This window comes from Marinovum sp. (assembly GCF_048263515.1).
In the GTDB taxonomy this organism is placed as follows: Bacteria; Pseudomonadota; Alphaproteobacteria; order Rhodobacterales; family Rhodobacteraceae; genus Marinovum.
Genome location: NZ_JBLXEC010000012.1, coordinates 61,722 through 83,287 on the forward strand (window position 1 = coordinate 61,722; position 21,566 = coordinate 83,287).

Here is a 21,566-nt window from a genome sequence, read left to right on the forward strand (position 1 = left end):
CTCAGCGGTCCTTCGGATCAAGCGCGTCGCGCAAACCATCGCCGACAAAGAAGAAGCCGAACAGCGAGACGACAAAGAAAGCGAGTGGTATCAACAACATCCAAAGTCCCTGGCGCATCTGGTCGGCGCCTTCGTTGATCAGCGCCCCCCAGGAGGTCAGCGGCTCCTGCACGCCGAGCCCGAGGAAGGAGATGAAGCTTTCGTAGATGATCATCGAGGGCACCAGCAGCGTCGCATAGACGATCACCACGCCCAGCAGGTTGGGCACGATATGGCGCAGGATGATGCGGAAAGGGTGCACGCCGGTGGCGATGGCGGCTTCGATGAAGTCGCGCCCGCGCAAGCTCAGCGTCTGACCGCGGGCAATCCGCGCCATGTCGAGCCATGATATCAGACCGATGCCGATGAAGAGCATCAGGATCGACCGGCCGAACACCACCAGCAGCAGGATCAGCACGAACATGTAAGGCACCGACATCAGCACATCGACGATGCGCATCATGACGTTGTCGAGCCTGCCGCCGAAATAGCCCGAGACCGCGCCGTAGATCGTGCCCACGAGCACCGCGATCAGCGCGCCGACGACGCCGACCATCAGGCTGATCTGGGTGCCCTGAACGGTGCGGGCAAAGAGATCACGGGCCTGGGCATCGGTGCCGAACCAATGGCCGGTCTCGGAACAGGGCGGGATCTCGTTGTCAGGACCCGACAGGAAACAGGGCCCGCCGGCGTCATCGACCTTGCCGAGGATCGACCAGTTGATTTCCTCGATGGAATGCTGCGCCACGAAGGGGCCGAAGATCGCAAAGGCAGCCACGAGGCTCAGCACGATCAGCCCGCCAACGGCGGCGCGGTTGCGGAAGAAACGGGCGCGGGCATCGGCCCAGAGCGAGCGGGGCGGCCCCATGGGGGCCGCGGCGGCCAGTGCCGCCGATTGGGATCTGGAGACTACCATTGCGTCAGTACCGGATCTTGGGGTCGATCCACGCGTAGAGGATATCGACCAGCAGGTTGAACAGAATGGTGAGCGCGCCCAAGAGCACCGTGATCCCCATCATCACGCCGTAATCGCGGTTCAGCGCCGAGGCGACAAAGAATTGGCCGATGCCGCCGGTGGAGAAATAGAGATCGATCACCACCGAACCGGTGATCATGCCGACAAAGGCGGGTCCAAGGTAGGAGATCACCGGCAAGAGCGCCGGCTTCAGCGCATGGCGCAGCACGATGGTGCGGCCCGGCAGGCCCTTGGCGCGGGCGGTTCGGATGAAGTTCGAGGTCATCACTTCGAGCATCGAGGCCCGGGCGATCCGCGCGATCGAGGCCATGAACGAGGTCGAGAGCGCGATCACCGGCATGATCAGGTATTCGATCTGGCCGCCTTGCCAGCCGCCACCGGGCAACCAGCCCAGCCAGACGGTGAAGATCAGCACAAGGATCGGCGCCATCACGAAGTTCGGCAGCACCTGAGCGCCGATCGAGATGCCGACGGCGAAATAGTCGAGCCAGGTGTTCTGCCGGATCGCCGCGACGATGCCCAGCGTGCCACCGACGACGACGGCGACGATGAAGCTCCAGAAGCCATAGGTCAGCGTGACCGGAAACCCCTGTTCGATCAGGTCGTTGACGTCCTGGTCGCGGTACTGGAACGAGGGGCCGAAGTCGAACTGGGTGACGATGTTCCAGATGTAGGTGCCGATCTGGGCGATGAAGGGCCGGTCGAGGCCGTATTCGCGTTCGAGGTTGGCCAGCACCGCCGGCGGCACCCCGCGATCAGAGGCAAAGGGGCTGCCCGGCGCGGTGTACATCAGGACGAAGGTGAGCACGATCAGGATCAACAGGACCGGGATCGCGAACAGCAGTCGGCGAAGGATGAATGCTATCATGGGATGCAGGGTGCGCCGGGGCGGGCTGGATCAGCCGCCCCGGCGCCCGCCCGTTACTCGGCCGCGACGCGATAGAGATCGCGCACGTACCAGTTGTTCTCGGCGTTCTCCATCGGCCAGTTCCTGACCTCCGGGTTCAGCACGAAGTTCTGGGTGTAGTGGTAGATCGGGATGATCGCCATGTCGCGGGCGAGCACCTCTTCCGCCTTGGTGTAAAGCGGCTGCGGATCATCGGCCTTGGCGGCCTCGTCGAGCAGCTTGTCGAACTCTTCCGAGACGTATTTGCCGTCATTGTTGGCATTGTTCGAGGTCAGCAGGTCGAGGAAGGTCGAGGCCTCGTTGTAATCCGCACACCAGGCCGACCGCGCCAGATCGAACTGCTGGTTGCCACGGATGTCGAGGTAGGACTGCCATTCGTAGTTCGACAGGTTGATCTCGACGCCGAGCGGCTTCCACATCTGGCTGACCGCGATGGCGATCTGCTTGTGGTTTTCCGAGGTGTTGTAGATCAGGTCGAGTTCAAGCGGATTGTCCGGGCCATAGCCCGCTTCCTTCATCAGCTCCATCGCCTGTGCCATGCGCTCGTCCTGGCTCAGCTGCGAATAGTCGATGGTGGGAAGCTCGAAGTCGGCCGTGGCCCAATGGGTGAAGCTGTAGGCGGGCTTCTGTCCGGCCTGCAGGATCTGATCGACGATCACGTCGCGGCGGACGGCATAGGACAATGCCTTGCGCACGTTCACGTCCTTCAGCGCCTCGTGGCCGCTCTCGGACTGGTTGATCGTGTAGTAATAGGAGCAGAGGCGCGGTGTGGCATGCGCGGTCTCCGGGCTTTCCTCCTCAAGGTCGGGGTAGGAGCCTGCGGGCAGGTCGTCCATCATGTCGAACTCGCCGGCCTGAAAGCGGCTCAGCGCCTGGTTGGCGTCGTTGATGACATAGCCCACGACTTCTTCGATGATGACGTCCTCGGCGCCCCAGTATTCCGGGTTCTTCTCGAGCCGAAAGAATTCGTTGACGCGGATCTCGGCCAGCTTGTAGGCGCCGTTGACCACGATGTTTTCCGGGTCGGTCCAGTCGTTGCCATGGGCTTCGATGGTGGCCTGGTGGGTCGGCATCAGGGTGTAATGCACGGCCATCTGCGGGAAATAGGGCAGCGGCTGGTTCAGAGTCACTTCGAGGGTGTGGTCGTCGATCGCCTTGACGCCCAGCGTGTCGGTGGCGGCCTCTCCGGCGATGATTTCCTTGGCGCCCTTCATCTGGGTCAGCTCGACATACCAGGCGTATTCCGAAGCGGTCGCCGGATCGGCGGCACGGCGCCAGGCATAGACAAAGTCATGCGCGGTGACCGGATCGCCGTTGGACCACTTGGCATTGTCGCGCAGCTTGAAGGTCCAGGTCTGGTTGTCCTCGGAGGACCACTCGGTGGCCACGCCCGGGCGCAGCGAGCCCTCGGCATCCTGGGTCAGCAGGCCTTCGAAAAGCTGGCGGGCGACGTGGCCGCCGGCGGTTTCCTCGATCAGCTGCGGGTCGATGGTGGGGAACTGGTCGAGCAGGCGATACTTGAACACCTGGCTCTCGGCCAGGGGTTCGCCGGTCACGGGGTGCGTGTCCTGAGCGGCGAGCATCGAGCCGCTGGCCACGAGGACGGCGGTGGCCGTCGTCAGCAAGAGATTGCGTGTCATTCTGGTCTCCCTTTCTATGGTGTCTCGGGCCTCTTCTCTGGTGGGCCCTGAAGGTCAGACGCTTAACATCGCCAAGAAACTAGGCATAGTCCAGCGGTGTGAGCGCTCACGCTGCGGTTGACGTCGCGGTGCGGTGGATGGCAGCGGGTTTCCGCTGAGAGGTCTGCGGCACCGAGCCGCGCATCGCCGGGTCGCGGTGCGGCGAACCTCAGTTGGTTCGGTCGGGGAGAGCCGTGCATTGGCGGGCCGCGGTGCGGCGATCCACCCCCAGTTCGGCAGCGTTTTATCCCCGCCAAATCCGGAAAAGATCAGATCGACGCGCTCACGTCAGCCAAATCGCCGTGCCGGAGGGCGGCCCGTCATGCCAAAGGCATGCCTCTGGCATGATGCGCGGCGGCTTGCAGCCGCTGTTAACGCGCAGGCGCTATTAGCCCGACGTTAGGGAGAGCCGCGGATTGACGGGCCGCGGTGCGGCGATCTTCAATTGGTTCGGCAGCGCTTTATCTCAGCCAAATCCGGAGAAGACCGGAGCGGCGCGCTCACGTCAGCCAAATCGCCGTGCCGGAGGGCGGCCCGGCGATGCGCGGCGGCTTTCAGCCGCTGTTAACGCGCGGGGACATCAGACCAAGGTCAGGGAGAACGCCACGCGTATCACTCGGCTTGTTCCACCTCTGCCGTCAGATGCAGACTATGCCCCCCGAGCGCGCGGAACGCCCGCTGCCGACAGCTCAGCACGATGATCTGCAGATCGCCTGCCTGGCGGTGCAGCGCGTCGAACATCCGCTCGATCCGGTCGTCATCGGTAAAGACCAGCGCGTCGTCGAGGATCACCGGCGCGGTCCGACCGCTGGCGGCAAGCAGCCGAGCAAAGGCCAGCCGGACCAGCAGCGCCACCTGTTCCTGGGTGCCGCCCGACAGGATGGTGATCGGCTCTTCACGGCCGTCGCGCACCAGCGCGTCGGGCAGCAGCGAGGTGTCGCCCCAGGTCAGCTCGGCCTCTGGCCAGAGCAGGTGAAGAAGCGGCTTCAACTCGCGGGCTATCGGGCTGAAATAGCGTTCGCGGGCCTCGGTGCGGGCGGCCTCGAGCGCGGCTTCCAGCCGGATCAGCACCTCCTTTTCATGCTCGATCCGCGCCAGATCGGCCTCGGCGCTTTCCAGCTCCTGACGGACCTCCTCGAGCCGCTCCTCGACCGCCTCGCCGGAGGACCGTCCGATGCGCTCATCAAGCCGCGCCAGCTGCGGTTTGAGCCGGGTGATCTCGTCGCGGGCATTGCGGTCGACCGAGGTGGCGCGTTTCAACGCGGCCTCGGTGCTGGCCAGATCCGGCGCGCCGCGGGCCTTTTCGGCGTGCCGTTCCGTGGCCTCTTTCAGAGCCATTTCAGCCTGATCGAGATGCGCTGCCAGCGCCTCGACCGAGGTCTCGCCCAGACGCGCCAGCGCCTGTTCGGCCCGGGTCAGCCGGTCGCGCAGCGAGGCCAGCTGTGTTTCGCTGCGGGTCGCCTCGTTGCGGGCGTCGGCGTAGCGGTCGGCAGCGGTTTCCTGGGCGATGCGGGCGCTGTCAAAGGCCGCCTGAGCCGCCTCCAGAGCGGCCTCGGCCACCTCGGGCGCCGGGGCTTCGGCGGTCTCTTCCGGCAGGGGGATGGCGGCCAGGGCTTCGCGCAGCCGGTCGATTCCGTCGGGCGCGAGGCTGGCCAGAACGGCGCGGGCTTCGCCGGCCAGACGGTCGGCGGCGGCGCGGGTCTCGGCGGCGCTGCGGGCGGCGTCGAGCGTCTCGACGCCTTGCGCTTCCAACGCCTTGCGCAGGGCCTCGGCCGCGGCCTCGACCGAGCTGTCGTCGTGGGCACCTTCGCCGGGCCGCACCTCGAGCGTGCCGATGCCGTCGATCTCCAGCCGCGTGGCATGGGGCAGGGAGATCGGCTGGCCGGCGGGCAGGGAGTTGCCGGCCACGCGGATCGCGCCGTCGCGGTCCGGCGCATATTGCGCAATGACCTGGGTGGCGGTGGCGTCGCGTGCGGCGAGGGCGGTGGCATGGGCGCCGGCCAGCTTCTCGAGCCGGCGCAGCGCCTTGTCATCGGGGCCTTGGCGGGCGGCGGCACTGGCCTCTTCCATCGCGCTGCGCAGGGTCTCGGCCTGGGCGATCTTGTCGGTGAGCGCTTGGCGGCGCTCGGCCCCGTCGCGGGCAGCCTGGGCGCGCAAGGCCAGACGATGCTGCGCCTCGGCCTGTTTCAGCGTCGTGCGCGCGTCATCAAGCGCCTGTTGAGCCGCGTCGCGCGCCCCTCGCGCGGTCTCGGCGGCGGCGCGGGCGGCCTGCGCCTCCTCGCTGGCGGTCTCGAAGAGCGTACGGGCCTCGGCCTCCTCAGTCAGGGTTTCGCGCAGGGTGGTGAGCCGCGACTGCGCGGTTTCGGCCGTGAGCCGCGCGGTCTCCAGCTTCTGCGCCTCGGCCGCCACTTCCTCGGCATGGCGCTGGGCTGCCTGATGCGCGGTCTGCGCGGCCTCGAGCCGAGCGCGGCGGTCTTCCACCGCTTCCGGCGCCTCTAGCGCAGACAACTCCCGCCGGGCGCGTTTGCGCTCGGCCAGCGCCTCGTGCAGCGCATCGGCGGTGGCGGCCAGAGCGTCGCGGCGCTCGGTCAGGGCCTCGACCCGGTCGAGCGCCTCGCGCCAGGGGCCGCCCTTGCGGGGGTTGCGGTTCTTGCCGGTGGCGAGGTCGTCGAGCGCCGCGCGGCAGCGCGCCAGCGCCGCATCCATCCGCCGCCCGCCGGTCATCTGCTCGACCTCTTCACCGACCGAAGTCATCAGGTCGCGCCGCGCCTCGAGCGCCAGCTTCTGCTCCTTGGTGCTGCCGGCGGTCAGCTCGGTCATGCCTTGGCGCACCCAGATCAGCCCGGAGGGCCCGCCGGCATCGCCGCCCAAGAGGTCAGAGACCCAGGCCTCTGCGGCGTCGGACTGGGCGATCAAAACGCCCTCGCGGTGCACGGTGGCAGCGGGCTTGCTCAGCCAGCGCTTGAAGATGGTGAACCGGCCGTCCTCGGTCTCGACGGTGACGCTGACCTCTGGCGCGCCGCCGGCATGGGGGCGGAGCGATTTGACCTCGGCGTCCTTCGAGCCATGCGCCTTGAAGAACAGCGCCTGAATGGCATCGAAGAGCGTCGATTTGCCGTGTTCGTTGGGCTCGCAAAGCAGGTTGAGCCCGTCGTCGATCTGCCGGATTGCCACAGGGTCGGTAAAGCGGCGGACGTTGTTGAGGGTGATGGCGCGGAGCTTCATTGCGCGGCCTCCCGCACATAGGCGTAAAGCCGGGCGAGCGCATCCTCGGCCACCCGCCGGTCCTGTTGCGACAGGGTTTCGGACTGTGCTTCCTGCTGCAGGGTCTCGGCCGCCAGCCGCAGCGCGCCGGCGCGGTCGATTTCGTCCAGATCGCCGGGGTCCACCTGAGTGCCGAGGCCTTCGGTCACCAGTTCGAAATGCGCGAAATCCGGCGCGCAGGCCGCGGCGGCGCGCTCCAGGTCGGACTGGTCGGCGAGGCCGGCCCAGCCGCTGGCATTGACTCGGAGCAGCACGTCGCGGCGGCCGCTTTCAGGCAAGATCGCGTCGAGCGCGGCGGCGGCGTCCTGTCGCGGGTGCAGGGTCAGGGGCAGCTCGGTCCAGAGGAAGGTGCCGGTCTCGACCTCGGTCACCTGCGGTGTGGCGCCGGGGCCGTCGAGGGTGACCGCAAGGCAGACGCCGCGGCGACCATGCTTGAAGCGGTCCTGCTCGGGACAGCCGCAATACTGCACCCGGTCGGAGATCGGCAGCCGCCCGTGCCAGTCGCCCAAGGCAAGGTAGTCGAGCCGTGCCGAGCGGTCGCGATCGGGGGCGATGGCGTCGCCGGCACCGGTGAAATCGGTGACGCCACCATGGGCCAGAGCGATGCGCAGCTGGCCCTCGGCGCTCTCCATGCCGACCAGCGGCGCGGTGGGATCGCTGGCACCGGCGCGAAAAGCCACGGGGCAGGGCAGCAGCACGGCGGTCGCGTCCAGCGCCTGCGGCTGGGCCTCGATCACGGGCCTAACGTTGGCGGGCGCATCGCGGCGAAGAACCTCCCAGAGCGGCTCGGCATCGTTGAGGTTGTCGTGGTTGCCGGGCAAGAGCCACCAAGTAATTTCCGAAGCCTCGCCCATTGCCGCCAGCGCCTGTCGGATCAGGCTGGGCGAGGGCGTCGCGGTGTCGAACGTGTCACCTGCCAGAAGCACATGCGCCGCACCATGATCGCGCGCCGCCGCGGCCAGTTTTGCAATCGCGCCGTGCCGCGCCTCCATCAGCCGGCCGCGGATATTGCCGTCTTCGGGCTGCGGGATATTGGCGAAGCGCCGACCGAGGTGAAGGTCAGAGGCATGGATGAAACGAAACGACATGGATAACTCCGGCAACTGGCTGATGGCGTCTTTATCGGGCCTCCTCGCCCGATCCGCAATCAACCAGCAGCGCGGAATTTTTTCGGTTTGGCGGGCGCTCCGGCGGCTAGGCCGCCGGTACCGGTCTTGCCCCCCGGCCACTGGCCCAGTTGAGGGCCAGCAGGGCCGTCAGCAACAGCGCGCCGACAATCTCGATCTGCAGGCTGGGCCAGAAGACCGCCACCATGCCGGGCACCACCAGAAGCCGCGCCCAGAGTGGCATCGGCGCAAAGAGATAGGCCTCGAGCGCGGCGGCAAAGGCGGTGAGCGCGAGGATGGCGATGAAGCCGTTCCAGAGCACCAGCGGCACCGGGCCGCCCTCGATGATCGACGGGTTGTAGACCATGAACAGCGGGATCAGGTAGAGCCCCTTGGCGTATTTCCACGCCTGCACCGAGGTCTCCATCGGCGAGGCATTGGCAATCGCCGCCCCGGCAAAGCCCGCCAGGGCCACAGGTGGCGTCACGTTGCTGTCCTGGCTCCACCAGAAGACCACCAGATGCGAGATCAGCAGCGGGATGCCGAATTCCTCGGTAAGCGCAGGGCCGACGAGGATGATCAGCACGATATAGGCCGCCGTCACCGGCAGCCCCATCCCGAGGATCAGGCTGGCGATCACCACCAGCAGCAGCGCCAGCAGCAGGTTGCCGTTGGAGAAGGCCAGCATCATCGCCGAGAACTTGAGCCCCAGCCCGGTGAGACCCACGACACCGACGACGATCCCCGCCACGGCGCAGGCCATCGACACGGCGACGGCATTGCGCGCGCCCAGCTCCAGCGCCTCGAGCGTCTTGGCAAAGCCCGAGCGAGCGAGCGCCACGAGACCGGCCATGGTGGGACCGGCGGCGACATATTGCATAACCCCGCGCAGCACGGCGGCGGCAATCACCGCGAGAATGGCGTAGAAGCCCACACGCATCGGCGAATAGCCCACCACCAGAAGCCAGACCAAGGCCACCAACGGCAGCAGGAAGTGCCAGCCTTCGGCCAGCACGTCGCGCACCTTGGGCAGATCGGCGGCGGGGATGCCCTTCATCCCCTGTTTGACGGCGGCAATATGCACCAGCAGGTAGACCGCGCCGAAGTAGAGGATTGCCGGAAAGATCGAGACCAGAACGATCTGGATGTAGGGCACCCGGGTGAACTCGCTCATCAGAAAGGCACCGGCGCCCATCAGCGGCGGCATGATCTGGCCCCCGGTCGAGGCCGCGGCCTCGATCCCGCCGGCCTGCGCCGGGCGATAGCCCAGCTTCTTCATCAGCGGAATGGTGAATGCGCCGGTGGTCACCACGTTGGCAATCGCCGAGCCCGAGATCGAGCCCATGCCGGCCGAGGCGATGACCGCGGCCTTGGCCGGGCCGCCGCGCTGTCGGCCGGTGGCGGCATAAGCCAGATCGATGAAGAACTTGCCGGCGCCGGTGACTTCCAGAAAGGCGCCGAAGAGCACGAAGACAAAGATGAAGGTCGCGGCAACCCCCAGCGGCAGACCGAAGATGCCCTCGGCCCCCAGCGTCATCTGGCTGGCCAGACGGTCGAGCGTATAGCCGCGGTGGTTGAGGATGCCGGGCATGAAATCCGACAGGAAGGGCAGCTCGCCCCGCGTCCCGGCAAAGGCATAGAGGATGAACATCGCGCCGATGATCGTCATGCCGAGGCCGATGGCCCGGCGCGCGGCTTCCAGCACCACGAGGGTGGTGATGATGCCGACGGTGACGTCGATCTGGCGCGGGATGATGGCATTGGCGATGGCGTCGATATTGGCCGGCACCCAATAGCCCACCAGCACGCCGCAGGCGATCAGCGGCGCGTCGATGGCCCAGCCGATCAGGCCGCGCGGCCGGTTGCCGGTGACCGGATACATCAGGAAACAGAGCACCAGGATGAAGCCCAGGTGGATGGGCCGCTGAAAGAACAGGCCCAGCGGCTGGATGCCGGCGGCATAGAGCTGGAACAGCGACAGGGTGATCGCGACGATCGAGATCGCCATCAGCACCGAGCGCGGCTGGCGGTCGGCGCCGGGCGCCTTGACTTCATAGGTGTCGGTCATTCTGGGTCTCCCGGTTGCAGTGCGATCCGGACCCGCTGGCGCGCGGCCCTGACCGAGAGCGGGATCACGGCATCCCCGGCCACGATCCTGTGGTTGACGGCGGCGCGCCCGGGGCGCAGCACATAGGCATCGCCCGGCACCGGCTCGTCGATATCCTCGATCCAGTAGCCGCCCTGGCCGTCGGAGGTCTGCCGCCCGCGGCCCGGCAGATGGCCGAGACCGGCGGCGAAATCGGGCTGGTGCGAGCGCACCAGCACCATGCGGCCGGCGCGGTTCTGGTAGCAGTCCTGCACCGGAAAGCCTTGGACCGAGTGGTTCCAGAGCACGCACCATTCGGCGCCGTCCGCCAGGGCGATGCGGCCGATTTCGGTGCCGTCGGGCAGGGTGGCCGTCAAGGTGGCGGCGGGCAGGGTCGAGGCGGTGAGGAAGAGGGCCAGCAGCCCTCTTCCAAGTGTCGTGATCACGGGCGCAGGTTGTCCGGAATGGTTGCGCCGGCTTCCTCGTAATACCGCAGGGCACCGGGGTGCAGCGGCACCGGGGTGGCGTTCATCGAGAACTCGATCGTGGTCTCGTTGGCCGCGGGATGCACCGCCTGCATGTCGGCAATGTTCTCGTACATCGCCTTGGTGATCTGGTAGACGGTTTCCTCGTCCATCTCGGACGACACCACCAGAACGTTGGGCACGCCCACGGTCGAGACGTCCGCATCGACACCGTCATAGGTGCCGGCACCGAGCTTGAGCGGGGCAAAGGTCTCGTCGGCGGCATCGGCCGCGGCGAGCTGTTCGTCGGTCAGCCCGATCATCCGGATCGAGTTGGTGGTGGCAAGGTTGAGGATCGACGAGGTCGGCGCGCCGACGCTCCAGAACCCGGCGTCGATATCGCCGTTGTTGAGCGCATCGGCGGTCTCGTTGAAGTTCAGCCGCTGGGCGTCGAAATCATCGAAGGAAATGCCGTTGGCCTCGAGCAGGGTCATGGCGTTGACCTCGGTGCCCGAGCCCGGTGCACCGACCGAGACGCGCTTGCCCTTGAGGTCGTCGATGTTCTCGATGCCGCTGTCGGCCAGCGTCACGATCTGCACCATGTTGGCATAGAGCGAGCCCACCGCGCGGATCATCGGCAGCTGCTGGCCTTCGAAACGGCCGGTGCCGGTATAGGCCTGCTGCACGGTGTCGGCGAGACCGATGGCAAGGTCGGCGTCGCCGGTGGCGATCAGGCCCATGTTCTCGACCGAGGCGCCGGTGACCTCGGCGGTGGCGCTGTAGCCTTCAACGTGATTGTTGATCACCTCGGCCAGGCCGCCGCCCATCGGGTAATAGACCCCGCCGGTGCCGCCGGTGGCAATCGAGATCTGCGTCTGCGACAGCGCCGGGCTGGCAGCCACCAGGGTGGCAAGGGCAAAGTATTTGGCAAGTTTCATTTTTGTGGTCCTCCCAATTGTTATGCCAGCCACCGTATCTTTCGGCTGAGATTATTCAAGAGGAACAAGCGCGAGGGTGGGCGGTGCGTCGGACGACTCGCGTCCCGGTCGTGATCCGGGACCTCGCCGGTGTTCAGCGCCGGCATTTGAGCGAAGCGGACGCTGCGTCCTTTGAGAGGCCCCGGCTCGGGGGCCGGGGCGCGAGGGGCAAAGGTAGAGCGCCCGCGTCCCGGACTTGATCCGGGACCTCATTGTCAGCCAACAAACCCGCGCCGACCTCCCTGCCCAACTGCGCGCGTTGAGAGGCCCCGGCTCGGGGGCCGGGGCGGCGGTGCGCTTTGAGGCGCTGGCGTTTGGAGGGAGTTGAGCGGGCGGCCCCGGCGCGGGGGCCGAGGCGCGAGGGGCAAAGGTTGAACGCCCGCGTCCCGGACTTGATCCGGGACCTCGCCGCCAGCCAGCATTGACATGGCCAACCCGCGTCGACCTCGGCCAGACGCCTCAACCGCGCTGACCGACCGCCAGGCCCACACCCTTGGGCTTGGGCAGGTCGGCATGCGCCTCGGCGAACCGGCTCAACTGCGCGGCAACCGCCTCGGACGGCGGCGCGCTGCGGCGGGTCTTGATGTCGACGTGCAGCAGCAGCGTCTCGACCGTGGCCGCGAGCGTGCCGTCCGCCTTGGTCAGCCGGTGGAACAGGTGCATCTTCTTGCCCCTGCCATCGAGCACCTGCGTGGTCACCGTCACCCGGTCGCCCGCCAGCATCTCGGCCAGGTAGCGCACGTGGTTCTCGACGGTGAAATAGCTGCCGCCCGAGGCGACATAAGCCGCATCGGCGCCGATCATCTCCATGAAGCGGTCGGTGGCCTGGCAGGAGACCTCGACGTAATGCGTCTCGTTCATGTGGCCGTTGTAGTCGGTCCAGCTCTGCGGGATCACCCGGTCGACCGTCACCGGCAGATCCAAAGGCTCCGGATCCGGCAGGCCGGCCTCGTGGGCGTTGATCGTGCCGCCGGCGCCGGAGCCCGACTTGCGCAGCGCCCGCATCATGCCCACGAGGTTGTCGTCGCGCAGCCGTTCCAGTTCGCGGATCGACATGTGGCCGGATTGCGCATCGGATTGCCCGGCGATCAGGTCGACCAGCTCGGGCGTGAACGCGGGCACATCCATCAGCTTGGTCCAGGGCCATTCCAGCGCCGGGCCGAACTGCTCCATGAAGTGCTTCATCCCGGCCTCGCCGCCGGCGATGCGGTAGGTCTCGAACAGGCCCATCTGCGCCCAGCGCAGGCCAAAGCCCATGCGGATCGCCTCGTCGATCTCCTCGGTGGTGGCGATGCCGTCCTTGACCAGCCAGAGGCTCTCGCGCCAGACCGCTTCGAGCAGGCGGTCGGCGATATGGGCGTCGATCTCCTTGCGGATCGTCAGGGGATGCATGCCGATCTCGCGGAGGAGGGTGGCGGCGCGGTCGCAGAGGGTGGGCGCGCCCACCAGTTCCACCAGCGGCAACAGGTAGACCGGGTTGAACGGATGGGCGACGATCACCTTTGCGCCCTCGGCGGTGAGTTCGGAGGGTTTGAAGCCCGAGGTCGACGAGCCGATCACCGCGCCGGCATCGGCGGCGCGGGTGATCTGGCCATGGACCTTGTGCTTCAGCTCGAGCCGCTCCGGCACGCTCTCCTGCACCCAGGCGGCACCGGCGACAGTCTCGACCAGATCGCCGTGAAAGGTCAGCCGGCCCTCCGCCGGCAACACCTTGTCATAGAGCGCGGGCAGGGCGCGGCGGGCATTGGCCAGCACCTCGTCGATCTTGCGCCGCGCTTCGGGGTCTGGGTCAAAGACCGCCACGTCCCAGCCATTGAGCAGAAAGCGCGCGGCCCAGCCGCCGCCGATGACGCCGCCGCCGATGATTGCTGCCTTGTGGGTCATGCGACACCGCCTTTCGGCGCGCGTTTCACCAGCCCCAGCTGTTCGCGCACCTCTGCCGGGCCGATCACCTTTGCCCCCATGTTTTCGACCAGGCTCACCGCGCGCTCGACCAACTGCGCATTGGTGGCCAGCACGCCCTTGTCGAGGAAGAGATTGTCCTCGAGCCCGACGCGCACATTGCCCCCCGCCAGCACCGCCGCCGCGGCATAGGGCATCTGGTCGCGGCCCAACGAGAAGGCCGACCAGGTCCAGTCCTCGGGCACGTTGTTGACCATCGCCATCAGCGTGTTGAGGTCATTTGGCGCCCCCCAGGGCACCCCCATGCAAAGCTGCACCAGCGCCTGTGGCGCCAAGGTACCTTCGCGCACCAGTTCCTTGGCAAACCAGAGATGGCCGGTGTCGAAGGCCTCGATCTCGGGCTTCACCCCCAGCTCGGTCATCATCGCGCCCATGGCGCGCAGCATGCCGGGCGTGTTGGTCATGACGTAATCGGCCTCGGCAAAGTTCATCGTGCCGCAATCGAGAGTGCAGATCTCGGGCAGGCACTCGGCCACATGCGCCATGCGCTCGGCGGCGCCGATCATGTCGGTGGCGCTTTCATTCAAAGGCAGGGGCGCCTCCGGCGGGCCGAACACCATGTCGCCGCCCATCCCGGCGGTGAGGTTGAGCACCACGTCGACCTCGGCCGCGCGGATGCGCTCGGTCACCTCGCGATAGAGGTCGAGCCTGCGCGACGGCGCGCCGCTCTCGGGGTCGCGGACATGGCAATGCACCACGGCGGCCCCGGCCTTGGCGGCGTCGATGGCGCTCTCGGCAATCTGCTTGGGCGAGCGCGGAACATGCGGGCTCCGGTCCTGGGTCCCGCCCGAGCCGGTCACGGCGCAGGTGATGAAGACGTTGCGGTTCATGGCAAGCGGCATGTCAGCGTCCTTTCCAGACAGGGTCGCGTTTTTCGGCAAAGGCGCGGGCGCCTTCCTTTTGATCCTCGGAGCGGTAGAGCCGTTCCACCGTTTCGAACTGGCTCTTGGTGATGCGGTTCATCGCGTCCTGGAACTTCATGTCCTCGGCCTCGCGTACGATCTCCTTGATCGCGGCCTGCACCAGCGGCGGGCCTTCGGCCAGGTGATCCGCCAGCCTCCGCGCCTCCTCCATCAGTTGATCGGCCGGGTAGACGTGGTTGACCAAGCCCCAGCGCGCGGCCTCCTCGACATCCAGCCAGCGCCCGGTCAGCAGCATCTCCATCGCGATGTGATAGGGGATGCGCTTGGGCAGCTTGACGCTGGCGGCATCGGCGACGGTGCCCGATCGGATCTCTGGCAGGGCGAATGTCGCGTGATCGGCGGCGAGGATCAGATCGGCCGAGAGCGCCAGCTCCAGCCCGCCGCCGCAGCAGATGCCGTTGACCGCGGCGATCACCGGCTTGTTCAGCCCGCGCAACTCCTGCAGCCCGCCAAACCCGCCGACACCGTAATCGCCGTCCACCGCAGCGCCCTCGGCGGCGGCCTTGAGGTCCCAGCCGGGGCAGAAGAACTTCTCGCCGGCACCGGTCAGGATCGCCACCCGCAGTTCGGGGTCATCGCGGAAATCGGCGAAGATCTCGCCCATGATGCGGCTGGTGGCGAGGTCGATGGCATTGGCCTTGGGCCGGTCCAGCGTCACCTCGAGCACATGGCCCCGGCGCTGGGTCTTGATCGGCGTCTCTGTCATGTCGGGTCTCCGGTTCGGATCAGGGCGTCTGCGGCCACGGCGCCATGGGGCGTGCAGAGCAGCGGGTTGATTTCGATTTCCTGCGGCAGGGTCCTTGCCACGATGGCTTGAACCGCCATGGCGACGTCAAGCACCGCCTCGACATCCGCCGCCGGCTGGCCGCGATATCCTTTGAGCAGGGCGGCGATGCGCAGCCCCATGAGTGCCGCGCGCAGGCTGTCGCGGTCGGCGGGGATCAGCAGCGAGGCGCGATCTGCCAGCAGTTCGGTGAGGGTGCCGCCAGCGGCGAGGGTCAGCACGTAACCATGCGCCGGATCGGCGACCACGCCGATCAGAAGCTCGGCCACCGTGCCGGTGATCTGCTGCTCGACGAGGAAGCTGTCGGTCGGCATCGCTCTGGCGGCGCTTGCCACCGCCTCGGGCGTCCCGAGCCCCAGCACCACCGCGCCGGCCTCGGTCTTGTGGGCAATGCCGCAGCCCTTGAGCACCACCGGGAATCCCAGCGCCTCTGCCGCCTCTGCCGCCGCCTCTGGCGTCGCGGCCGTGGCGCTGCGCGGAACGCTGATGCCCTCGGCGGCCAGCACCGCCTTGGCCTCGGCTTCGGACAGTGTCCGGCCATGGCCTGCGGGCGGCGGCAAAAGCAGCGGCGCCTGCTCACGGGCTCGCATCCCGGCCACCACCGAGATCGCCGCCAATGCCTCGGCCATCCCGCCAAATGCCGGAATCCCGGCCTCGGTCAGGCGCAACGCCAGCGCTTCGTGCAGGGTCTCCGGCAGCGAGCTGACCAGCGCCAGCGTCTTGCCACAGGCGGCGCTGGCGGCCTCAAGCGCCTGGATCGCCGGCTCCCATGCCTCCGGGTCACATCGGTCGGCGCGCGGCAGGTCCAGAACCACGCAGCCCAGCGCCACGTCAGCCTGCATCATCGCGCTGAAGGTCGCAGCCATCGCCGCCACGTCCCCCCAAATATAGGTGTGATAATCCAGCGGGTTTGCCAGCGTCACCCTCGGCCCCAACACCGCGCGCAAGGCCCTTTCCTGGGCCGGCGCCAGCGGCGGAAACTCCACGCCGGCGCCCTCCGCCATGTCGGCCATCAGGCTGGCCTCGCCGCCGGAACAGGAGAGCGAGGCGATGCGGTTCGACTCCAGCGGCCCGGTCACATGCAGGAGCTTCAGCGTCTCGAGCAACACCGGCAGGCTCTCGACCTGGCCGATCCCCAGCCGCGCCAGCAGGGCCCGCGCCCCGGCGTCGCTGCCGGCGAGCGACGCGGTATGGCTGATCGTCGCCGCCTGCGCCTGGGCCGAGCGGCCGACCTTGAGCGCCACCACCGGAATGCCGCGCGCCCGGGCCTCGGCGGCCAGCGCCTCTAAACCGCGCAGATCGTCGATCCCCTCGATATGCAGCCCGAGCGCCGTCACCCTCGGATCGGCCAGCAGTGCCCGGGCGACCTCTGACAGCCCGGTCTGCGCCTGGTTGCCGACGGTCACCACATAGGCCACCGGCAGCCCGCGCGCCTGCATGGTCAGGTTGATCGCGATGTTCGACGACTGGGTCACCAGCGCCACGCCACGCTCCACCGGCACGCCGCCATGCTGGTCGGGCCAGAGCGCCGCGCCGTCGAGGTAGTTGAGAAACCCGTAGCAATTGGGCCCGAGGATCGTCATCTCGCCCGCTGCCGCCACCAGCGCCGCCTGCCGTTCGCCGCCATCGCCGGTCTCGCCAAAGCCCGAGGCAAAGCAGACCGCGCCGCCGGCCCCGCGCGCCGCCAGCGCCCGCACCACGTCAAGGCTGGCATCGCGGTTGACCCCGACAAAGGCCGCATCCGGCGCGCCGGGCAGGGCGGCGACATCGGCAAAGCACGCCAGCCCGCCCAACGCCGCCCGGGTCGGATGCACCGGCCAGATCGCCCCCTCGAACCCGATCCTCTGGCACTGGCCAATGACGTTCTCGCACCAGCTGCCGCCACCGATCACCGCGATCGTCTGCGGTCGCAACAGCCGCTCCAATCCAGCGCTCACGCCGCAGGCCCCTTCTTCTGTTTGAAAATACCGCGGGGTCCGGGGCAGAGCCCCGGGGGCCGGCCACAAGGCACAGCGCCCGAAAACATTCTCATGCCCCCAAAGGCCGCAGCAGATCGCGGCTGATGATATGGCGCTGGATCTCGCTGGTGCCGTCCCAGATCCGCTCCACCCGTGCATCGCGCCAGAAGCGCTCGATCGGCAGGTCGTCCATCAGCCCCATGCCGCCGAACACCTGCAGACTGCGGTCGGTCACCCGCGCCAGCATCTCGGAGGCATAGAGCTTGGCCGAGGCGATCTCGCGGTTGGCGGGCAGCCCCTGGTCCAACCGCCAGGCGGCGGCGAGGGTCAGCCAGTCGGCGGCGTCGATCTCGGTGATCATGTCGGCGATCTGGAACCCCACGCCTTGGAACCGCCCGATCGGCTGGCCGAACTGCTTGCGGTCTGCGGCATAACCCAGCGCCAGGTCAAAACAGCGCCGCGCCCGCCCGACGCAAAAGGCCGCCACGGTGATCCGCGTGGCATAGAGCCAGGTGTTCATCACCTCGAAACCGCCATCGACCGCGCCCAGAACCTGGGCGTCGGGCAGGCGGCAGTTGTCGAAATCGAGGATGCAGTTGTTGTAGCCCCGGTGGCTGACGGAATGATAGCCGGGACGGACCTCGAAGCCCGGCGTGCCGCGGTCGACCAGGAAGGTGGTAATGCGTTTCTTGGGCCCGCGCGGCGTGTCGTCGACACCGGTGGCCACGAAGACGATAAAGAAATCGGCGTGATCGGCGCCGGAAATGAAGTGCTTGGAGCCGTTCAGCACCCAGTCGCCGCCGTCGCGCACCGCGGTGCAACTCATGCCGCGCACGTCGGATCCGGCGTCGGGCTCGGTCATCGCCAGGGCATCCATCCTCTCGCCGCGCACCGCCGGCAGCAGGTAGCGCTCGCGCTGCTCGCCCTCGCAGGCCATCAGGATGTTCTGCGGCCGGCCAAAGAAATGCGTCAGCGCCATCGAGCCGCGCCCGAGCTCGCGCTCGACCAGGGTAAAGTCCAGGTGGCCCAGCCCGGCGCCACCGACCTCTTCGGGGAAATTGCAGGCGTAGAACCCCAGATCGAGGCACTTGCGCTTGATCTCCTGCGCCAGCTCGGTCGGCACATGGCCGCTGCGGTCAACCTCGGCCTCGTGCGGATAGATTTCGGCCTCGACAAAGCTGCGCACGGTGGAGACGATCATCTCCTGTTCTTCGGTCAGTCCGAACTGCATGGTGCTCTCCCGGGGTTGCCTGTTCCAAGTGGTATCCGGCTTGACGGCCGGCAGGATGCGCTTCTAGACAAAAATCATGCGCAATTGGACAAATCCCCCGGGCGCCCCGCAAGAGGTGGCGGTGTTGCTCTTCCCGAGGTTCTCGAACCTCTGCCTGGCCAATGCGGTCGAGCCCATGCGCGCCGCCAACGAGCTCTTGGGCCGCGAGGCCTATCGCTGGAGCTTCGTGACGCTGGACGGCGCGCCGGTGGAATCCTCGTCGGGACTGCCGGTGCTGCCGCATTGTCCGCTCAGGGCGCATGGCGGCGGCGATCACCTGTTCGTGCTGGCGAGCTATGACGTGCGCAGCCATGCCACGCCCGCCGCCGCCAAGGCGCTCTCGGCTGCTGCCCGGCGCTTCGGCCATGTCTCGGGGATGGACACCGGCGCCTGGCTGCTGGCGCAGGCGGGGCTGCTGGACGGGGCCAGGGCCACGATCCACTGGGCCGAGATGACCGCCTTTTCCGAGAGGTTCGACACGCTGGAAACCGTCCCCGACCGGGTGGTGACCTGTGGCAACCGCACCACGTCCGGCGGCGCCATGGCGGCCTTTGACACCGTGCTGGAGATGATCCGCGCCGCCCATGGCGAGGCGCTGGGATTGGAGGTCTCGGCCTTCTTCCTGCACCGCTCGGCCGAAATCCCGGTCGAGAGCGGCTTTCGCCGCGGCGGCGCGCCACTGGTGGAACAGGCCATCACCCTGATGTCGGCCACGATCGAGGCGCCGCTGCCGATTGCCACGCTGGCGGCGCGGTTGCAGACCACCCAGCGCACGCTGTCGCGGGCCTTTCAGGCCGATCTCGGCGCGGCGCCCAAGGCGGTTTATGTCTGGCTGCGGCTGGCGGCGGCGCGACGCTATGCGGAACAGTCGGAATATTCGATCACCGAGATCGCCCTGCGCTGCGGCTATGCCAATGCAGCGGCGATGACCCGGGCCTTCGTGGCGCAATACGGCCGGCCGCCGCGCGCCTTTCGGCACTGAGCTGGGTCACGTCCGCATCAGCGTGCCGCGACAGAGCAGGTGCAGCCCCTCTGGCGCATAGGCCACCTCGACCTCGCCGCGGAACTCCTCGGCCAGCACCCGCTCGATCATCACCGTGCCGAAGCCGGTGCGGCTTGGCGGGCTCACCCTGGGCCCGCCGCGTTCGCGCCAGCCAAAGGCAAACCCGTCGTCGGCGCCAAGGCTCCAGTCGATCTCGATCACCCCGAAATCCGCCGAGAGCGCGCCGTATTTGCGGGCATTGGTCGACAGCTCGTGCAGCGCCATCGACAGCGCCTTGAATTGCCGCGGCACCAGCCGGACGTCCGGGCCCTTGACCATGACCTGCTGGCTGTCGCTGGCCTGCGCCTCCACCCGCGCGGTCAGTTCCCGGATCCCGGCGTCCTTCCAGTAGTTCTGGGTCAGGATGTCATGCGAGGCCGAGACGCTGTGCAGCCGCTCGACCAGCGTGTCGCGTTCCGCAGGCGCGCTGCGGATGGTCTGGCGCACCAGCCCGGTGACGACCGAAAAGACATTGCGGATACGGTGGTTCAGCTCGCTGATCAGCAGGTTGAGCCGGCGCTCGGCGCGCACCCGTTCGGTCACGTCCCGAACGATCAGCGAATAATCAGAGGTGGCCAGCGGCTCTTCGGGGTGGTCGATCTCGGCGACCGAGATATTGAAGACGCTCTCGCCGCGGGCGGCCTCGAAGCGGTGGCTCTGGCCGGTCCGGGCGATGGTCTGCAGCGCCTCGGCGAACCAGTCCTCCGCATCGGTCTCGAGCGGCAGCAGCGCACTGATCGGCCGGTCGGGCAGGGCGTCGGCACCCGGCCCGATGAGGTTGGCGGCGCAGCTGTTGTAGCGCTTGATCCTTCCCTCGGCGGTGCAGCGCAGCACGCCGACGCTGGCATTGCGCACGATGGCGGCCAGTTCCTCGGCCTCGGCCCGCGCCACCCGCAGCTGGTGCTCGAACTGCAGCCGCTCGGTGGCGTCGAAAAAGACGATGTCGATCCGGCTGTCATCGCCCGAACCGCGCAGCGCGGCGTTCATCAGCACCGGCAGGGGCTCGCTCTGCCCCTCGATCCGCAGCTTGCACGAGATCTCGCGGGCAAAGCCCTGCAGCTGGATCATCGGCGCGATCTGGGTCTGGTAGTAGAAGTGGCTGGCGTGGGTCAGCACGTCCTTGAACCGCACGCCCTCGGCCAGTGCGCCGGGGCGGCGGTGGGTCCAGCGTTCCAGGGTCGAATTGGCGTAATGCACCCGTTCTCGCCGGTCGATGACCAGAAACCCGCAGGGCGCATCATGCAGCAGGGTCGCGGCGCCGGGCTCGGGCCGCCCGGGGCCAGGGTCATTCGATCCGGTCAAGAAACCCCCGCAGTTCATCCGCCGTCGCGTCTGGCTCGGTCATGTGCGGGCAATGGCCGGTGGCCTCGATGATCTCGATTTTGGCCTGAACCATGCGTTCGGCCAGCCAATGGCCCACGGCCTCTGGCGCCAGAGCATCGTCGGAACATTGCAGCACCAGCGTCGGGTGGCTGACCTCGGCCATCTCCTTGCGGTGATCGGCGAGAAAGGTGACCCGGCCGAAGTGCTTGGCGATTTTCGGATCGGTGCGGCAGAAGCTCTGGGTCAGGTCGGCGGTGGCGTCGCCATCCTCGGGCTGGCCCGAGATGATCGGCGTCACATGGGCGGTCCAGCCAAGGTAATTGTCTTCCATCACGTCGATCAGCCCGGCGATGTCTTCGCGGCCGAAGCCGCCGACATAGCTGTCGTCATTCACGAAACAGGGTGAGGGCGCGACCAGCGCCAACGCCTGCACCCGCTCTGGCATGTTGAGCGCCGCGAGGCAGGCGATGGTGGCGCCCACCGAATGGCCCACCAGCACCGCGTCGGTGATGTCGAGCTCGGTCAGGATGTCGCCCAGATCCTCGGCATGGCCATCCAGCGTGGAATAGCGGTCGAAGTCATAGGCGCCGTAGTCGGAATTCCCCATGCCCACCAGGTCGTACAGCACAATCCGGTGCTGCGCGGCAAAGCGCGGCGCAACAAAGCGCCACATGTTCTGATCGCAGCCGTAGCCGTGCACGAACACGAGGGTCGGTGTGCCGGTGCCTTCGACCGTCACATGGCATCTGTCTGTCACGGACACGTCTGTATCCCTCCGTACCCTTTTGTAGAGCTACCACTATACC

At 67.6% G+C, this 21,566-nt stretch carries 16 protein-coding genes; 1 reads left to right on the plus strand and 15 read right to left on the minus strand.

Going from position 1 to position 21,566, the window contains the following annotated elements; all coding sequences use genetic code 11:
* Position 1: 1 nt before the first annotated feature.
* The 13 genes from ACN0SE_RS12545 to ACN0SE_RS12605 form a co-directional block, all read right to left on the minus strand.
* Positions 2 to 955, minus strand: a complete 954-nt coding sequence (locus tag ACN0SE_RS12545; RefSeq protein WP_417524864.1) for an ABC transporter permease subunit — start codon at positions 953 to 955, stop codon at positions 2 to 4.
* 4 nt (positions 956 to 959) lie between these two features.
* The gene (gene oppB, locus ACN0SE_RS12550; protein WP_417524865.1) at positions 960 to 1,883 is read right to left on the minus strand and encodes an oligopeptide ABC transporter permease OppB; all 924 of its coding nucleotides are present in this window, start codon (positions 1,881 to 1,883) and stop codon (positions 960 to 962) included.
* Positions 1,884 to 1,936: 53 nt separating this feature from the next.
* Positions 1,937 to 3,562: a peptide ABC transporter substrate-binding protein gene (locus tag ACN0SE_RS12555; protein WP_417524866.1), complete on the minus strand. Its 1,626-nt coding sequence runs from the start codon at positions 3,560 to 3,562 to the stop codon at positions 1,937 to 1,939.
* 651 nt (positions 3,563 to 4,213) lie between these two features.
* Positions 4,214 to 6,826 (minus strand): AAA family ATPase, encoded by a 2,613-nt coding sequence (locus ACN0SE_RS12560; RefSeq protein WP_417524867.1) that lies wholly within the window; start codon positions 6,824 to 6,826, stop codon positions 4,214 to 4,216.
* Positions 6,823 to 7,953, minus strand: a complete 1,131-nt coding sequence (locus ACN0SE_RS12565) for a metallophosphoesterase family protein (protein WP_417524868.1) — start codon at positions 7,951 to 7,953, stop codon at positions 6,823 to 6,825. The genes ACN0SE_RS12560 and ACN0SE_RS12565 overlap by 4 nt, the downstream gene beginning before the upstream one ends.
* A gap of 106 nt (positions 7,954 to 8,059) precedes the next feature.
* Positions 8,060 to 10,039 carry a TRAP transporter permease gene (locus ACN0SE_RS12570; RefSeq protein WP_417524869.1) on the minus strand — a complete coding sequence of 660 codons (1,980 nt, stop codon included), beginning with the start codon at positions 10,037 to 10,039 and terminating at the stop codon, positions 8,060 to 8,062.
* On the minus strand, positions 10,036 to 10,503 hold the full coding sequence (locus tag ACN0SE_RS12575) for a DUF1850 domain-containing protein (RefSeq protein WP_417524870.1): 468 nt from the start codon (positions 10,501 to 10,503) through the stop codon (positions 10,036 to 10,038). The genes ACN0SE_RS12570 and ACN0SE_RS12575 overlap by 4 nt, the downstream gene beginning before the upstream one ends.
* Positions 10,500 to 11,459 (minus strand): TAXI family TRAP transporter solute-binding subunit, encoded by a 960-nt coding sequence (locus tag ACN0SE_RS12580; protein ID WP_417524871.1) that lies wholly within the window; start codon positions 11,457 to 11,459, stop codon positions 10,500 to 10,502. The genes ACN0SE_RS12575 and ACN0SE_RS12580 overlap by 4 nt, the downstream gene beginning before the upstream one ends.
* A 498-nt stretch (positions 11,460 to 11,957) precedes the next feature.
* Positions 11,958 to 13,382 (minus strand): carnitine 3-dehydrogenase, encoded by a 1,425-nt coding sequence (locus tag ACN0SE_RS12585; RefSeq protein ID WP_417524872.1) that lies wholly within the window; start codon positions 13,380 to 13,382, stop codon positions 11,958 to 11,960.
* Positions 13,379 to 14,302: a 3-keto-5-aminohexanoate cleavage protein gene (locus ACN0SE_RS12590; RefSeq protein ID WP_417524873.1), complete on the minus strand. Its 924-nt coding sequence runs from the start codon at positions 14,300 to 14,302 to the stop codon at positions 13,379 to 13,381. The genes ACN0SE_RS12585 and ACN0SE_RS12590 overlap by 4 nt, the downstream gene beginning before the upstream one ends.
* A 1-nt stretch (position 14,303) precedes the next feature.
* Positions 14,304 to 15,089, minus strand: a complete 786-nt coding sequence (locus ACN0SE_RS12595; RefSeq protein ID WP_417524874.1) for a carnitinyl-CoA dehydratase — start codon at positions 15,087 to 15,089, stop codon at positions 14,304 to 14,306.
* Positions 15,086 to 17,104: an acetate--CoA ligase family protein gene (locus tag ACN0SE_RS12600; RefSeq protein WP_417524875.1), complete on the minus strand. Its 2,019-nt coding sequence runs from the start codon at positions 17,102 to 17,104 to the stop codon at positions 15,086 to 15,088. Before ACN0SE_RS12600 ends, ACN0SE_RS12595 begins: the two co-directional genes overlap by 4 nt.
* 91 nt (positions 17,105 to 17,195) lie before the next feature.
* Positions 17,196 to 18,356, minus strand: coding sequence for an acyl-CoA dehydrogenase family protein (locus tag ACN0SE_RS12605; protein ID WP_417524876.1), 1,161 nt, complete (start codon positions 18,354 to 18,356; stop codon positions 17,196 to 17,198).
* Between the two features lie 76 nt (positions 18,357 to 18,432).
* Here ACN0SE_RS12605 and ACN0SE_RS12610 point away from each other — a divergent pair, with 76 nt between their 5' ends.
* Positions 18,433 to 19,377: a GlxA family transcriptional regulator gene (locus tag ACN0SE_RS12610; RefSeq protein ID WP_417524877.1), complete on the plus strand. Its 945-nt coding sequence runs from the start codon at positions 18,433 to 18,435 to the stop codon at positions 19,375 to 19,377.
* Between the two features lie 6 nt (positions 19,378 to 19,383).
* On the opposite strand, the gene ACN0SE_RS12615 is transcribed toward ACN0SE_RS12610, so the two are convergent.
* Together ACN0SE_RS12615 and ACN0SE_RS12620 are read right to left on the minus strand one after the other, a co-directional pair.
* Positions 19,384 to 20,739, minus strand: a complete 1,356-nt coding sequence (locus tag ACN0SE_RS12615; protein ID WP_417524878.1) for an HWE histidine kinase domain-containing protein — start codon at positions 20,737 to 20,739, stop codon at positions 19,384 to 19,386.
* Positions 20,723 to 21,517: an alpha/beta fold hydrolase gene (locus ACN0SE_RS12620; RefSeq protein ID WP_417524879.1), complete on the minus strand. Its 795-nt coding sequence runs from the start codon at positions 21,515 to 21,517 to the stop codon at positions 20,723 to 20,725. The genes ACN0SE_RS12615 and ACN0SE_RS12620 overlap by 17 nt, the downstream gene beginning before the upstream one ends.
* Positions 21,518 to 21,566: the final 49 nt, after the last annotated feature.